Genomic DNA, 3,495 nt, shown 5'->3' on the forward strand with positions numbered 1-3,495 from the left:
TATATTATTCCATTTAACAATTAATTAACAACTAATAAAAAGACATGGTTAGATATATTTAAAACGAAGTTTTGTTTTTTCTATTTTAGTTTTAAAGTTGATGAAAAGCATAAAAAAACCCAAAAGAAATTCTTTTGGGTTAGATATTTAGTACAACTTAAATGTTTAAATAGAATTTAATCATTCATGGAAATTAAAAACTCCTCGTTGTTTTTAGTTTTCTTAAATCTGTCATTTACAAAGTCCATGGCTTCAATAGGATTCATATCAGAAAGGTATTTTCTCATAATCCACATTCTTTGCAATGTTTTTTGATCTAATAATAAGTCATCACGTCTTGTACTTGATGATGTTAAGTCAATTGCTGGAAAAATACGTTTGTTAGCAATTTTTCTATCTAATTGCAACTCCATATTTCCTGTACCCTTAAATTCTTCAAAAATAACTTCATCCATTTTAGATCCTGTTTCAGTTAAAGCTGTGGCAATAATACTGAGAGATCCTCCATTTTCTACATTACGAGCAGCTCCAAAAAAACGTTTTGGTTTTTGTAGCGCGTTCGCATCAACACCACCACTTAATACTTTACCAGATGCAGGTTGAACAGTATTATACGCTCTAGCCAAACGGGTAATGGAATCTAATAAAATAACAACATCATGACCACATTCTACTAATCTCTTAGCTTTTTCAAGAACAATGTTAGCAATTTTCACGTGTTCTTGTGGCTCTCTGTCAAAAGTAGATGCAATTACTTCACCACGAACACTACGTTGCATATCTGTAACTTCCTCTGGACGCTCGTCAATTAATAGAACGATCAAATAAACTTCAGGATGATTGGCGGCAATAGCATTTGCAATTTCTTTAAGCAACATGGTTTTACCTGTTTTAGGCTGTGCAACAATCATACCACGCTGTCCTTTTCCTATTGGAGAAAACAAATCGATGATGCGGGTTGAAACCGTACTTTGCTTTTCGGCCAATTTGAATTTCTCTGATGGAAAAACTGGTGTTAAGTGTTCAAATGAAACTCTATCACGAACTACTTGAGGATCGTGTCCGTTGATTTTTAAAACGCGTACCAATGGAAAAAACTTCTCTCCTTCTTTTGGCGGACGTACAACTCCTTTAACTGTATCTCCTGTTTTTAATCCAAAAAGTCTAATTTGTGAAGTAGATAAATAAATATCATCTGGTGATGCTAAGTAATTGTAATCCGAAGATCGCAAGAAACCATAACCATCAGGCATCATTTCTAGAACTCCTTCGCTTTCTATAATTCCATCAAATTCAAAATCGGCAGCAGCAAAATTGCTTTTCTTATTTTTAAAATTTGGGTTTTGATTTCCGTTGGTATTGGTGTTTCCGTTTCCGTTTTGCTTATTCAGCTGATTCGGATTTATTTTTTTTGTTAATAAAGGTTGCTCTGTTTTAACAACGGTAGTAGTTTCAGCAGTTGGTTCCGCATCAGTCTCTGTTGTTTTAACTTCTTCTTTATTTTTCTTCAGCGCTATTTTTTTCTCGTATGCTGATTTATTAAACTTTATAATCTTTCCTCTCTTTGTATCAACTTCATCATTAGTCGGTGTAGGCGCTGGAGTTTCCTCTGTTTTTGTAGCATCAGTGGCAACATCATCAGGTATCACAGTAGCAATTTGCTCGGCAGTTACAGCTGTATCAGTATCAAAAAGCGTGTTTTTTTCCTTTTTTTGACTAGGTGCTTTTTTTGCAGGAAGTATTCTTGTTCTTTTTGTTTTTTGCTCTTCAAGATTCTCGCTAGATTTTGCAACATTCTCCGGTACAGTACTAAGTGCTTGTTGCTCTAGTATTAAACCAATTAATGTTTCTTTTTTTACACCGTTAAACTTTATGGTTTTTGCTAATTTAGCAATTTCTTGAAGCTCAGAAAGCTTCATTTCTTTTAATGCAGAAATATCAAACATGAATGTTCTAGGAATTTAATTAATTTTGTTGGAGATGTTATAAAAGATAGGTGGTAATTTTTAAATCAACTAACCGCAGTATGAAGTTCTTACGGTATTATGATGCAATAATACGAATAAAAAGTTAGCATACAATAGTATTTTTAAAAAAGAAAATATATTTTTGTAAAACAAATCTAAAAAATGATACAACGAATTCAAACCGTATACCTGGCATTAGTATTCATTATGACTGGTATTTTATTGTTTTTCTTACCACTTTGGACCTTAAATGATGGAAAAGCATATTATTTTATGCAAAATCAAATTTACACCATCATTCTTGGACTAAGTACTATGTTGACATTGGTAAGTATCATTTCATTCAAAAAGAGACAAAATCAATTTGTTATGGGCAGGTTGAATATCATATTAAATATGATTTTATTAGGATTGTTTGTTTATCGTTCGCTAAATTTATCTGGAGAAACACCTGCTGTTTCTGAGAAAGGTATTGGGATGTTTCTACCTGTACTTGCTATCGTGTTTTTAGTTTTGGCTAATAAGGCGATCAAGAAAGATGAAGATCTTGTAAAATCTGTGGACAGATTGAGGTAATCCTATAATTTTTTATTTATTAGTGCGAAGAAAACCCGAATTAATTTTCGGGTTTTTTTGTGACTAATTAAAATGATACGCTAAATTATTACACTACATTGTTATCATTTGACAAACATTTCAATTACAATAAATTTTCAAAATTTTGTAAGAAAAAATAAATACAAAATCAAATTAGTATCTGTTATTTTTTTATATATTTGATTATACTAAAAGTTTATGCCTGATAAAATCCGAATTCACCTTGCAGATGACCATCAAATATTAATTGATGGTATTAAAACGCTACTCAACACTAACCCTCACTTTGAAGTCGTTGGTTTTTCAGTAAATGGATCTAATTTGTATCAAGAAGTTATTCAAAACAGTTCTGATATATTAGTATTGGATATCAATATGCCCGAGAAAGATGGTATACAAGTCATTAAAGAGTTTGCTTCAAAAGGATTCCCTTGTAAGATTATAATTTTATCTAGTCATGATGATTTAAGAATCATTAAAGAAGTTATGAAATTAGGTTCAAGTGGCTATTTGACCAAGAAATGTGCAGGAGAAAATATTGTTGAAGCTATTCAAGCTGTTCACAATGGGGAAGAATATTTTTGTAGGTCTGTTAGAGAGAAAATATTTAGTTCTGCTACCAAAGAAAATCCAAAATTAAACAAGCTTGATCAAAATGGAGATCTTCTCTTAACAGATAGAGAACTTGAGATTATAACATTAATTGCCCTTGAATTTAGCGGAAAAGAAATCAGCGACCAACTCTTTATCAGTATGAATACTGTAGAAACACATCGTAAAAATATTATGAAAAAATTAGACGCAAAAAACTCCATTAGTTTGGTTAAATATGCTCTTAAAAACAAGCTTATAAAATCGTGATTTTGCTTCAAACCAATCATAAATTCATAACTTGGATTAAATTTTCATTTCACAACTAACTACAATAGCA

Annotated in this window: 3 protein-coding genes; 2 read left to right on the forward strand and 1 reads right to left on the reverse strand. The window is 31.3% G+C overall.

The features are described from left to right. Nucleotides 1–176: 176 nt before the first annotated feature. Entirely contained in the window at nucleotides 177–1,946 is a 1,770-nt protein-coding gene (rho, locus tag FPG59_RS14915; RefSeq protein WP_086455353.1) for a transcription termination factor Rho, read from the reverse strand. Between the two features lie 183 nt (nucleotides 1,947–2,129). Here rho and FPG59_RS14920 point away from each other — a divergent pair, with 183 nt between their 5' ends. Continuing rightward, on the forward strand, nucleotides 2,130–2,543 hold the full coding sequence (locus FPG59_RS14920) for a DUF4293 domain-containing protein (protein WP_086455354.1): 414 nt from the start codon (nucleotides 2,130–2,132) through the stop codon (nucleotides 2,541–2,543). Between the two features lie 219 nt (nucleotides 2,544–2,762). Then, on the forward strand, nucleotides 2,763–3,425 hold the full coding sequence (locus FPG59_RS14925) for a response regulator transcription factor (RefSeq protein ID WP_086455355.1): 663 nt from the start codon (nucleotides 2,763–2,765) through the stop codon (nucleotides 3,423–3,425). The last annotated feature ends 70 nt before the right edge of the window (nucleotides 3,426–3,495 follow it).

The organism is Flavobacterium sp. FPG59 (assembly GCF_002150205.1).
Classification (GTDB): domain Bacteria; phylum Bacteroidota; class Bacteroidia; order Flavobacteriales; family Flavobacteriaceae; genus Flavobacterium.

Bases quoted from the DNA above. Each gene is read 5' to 3' on its own strand.
- rho (WP_086455353.1), bottom strand. From the start codon at position 1,946: ATGTTTGATATTTCTGCATTAAAAGAAATGAAGCTTTCTGAGCTTCAA.
- FPG59_RS14920 (WP_086455354.1), top strand. From the start codon at position 2,130: ATGATACAACGAATTCAAACCGTATACCTGGCATTAGTATTCATTATG.
- FPG59_RS14925 (WP_086455355.1), top strand. From the start codon at position 2,763: ATGCCTGATAAAATCCGAATTCACCTTGCAGATGACCATCAAATATTA.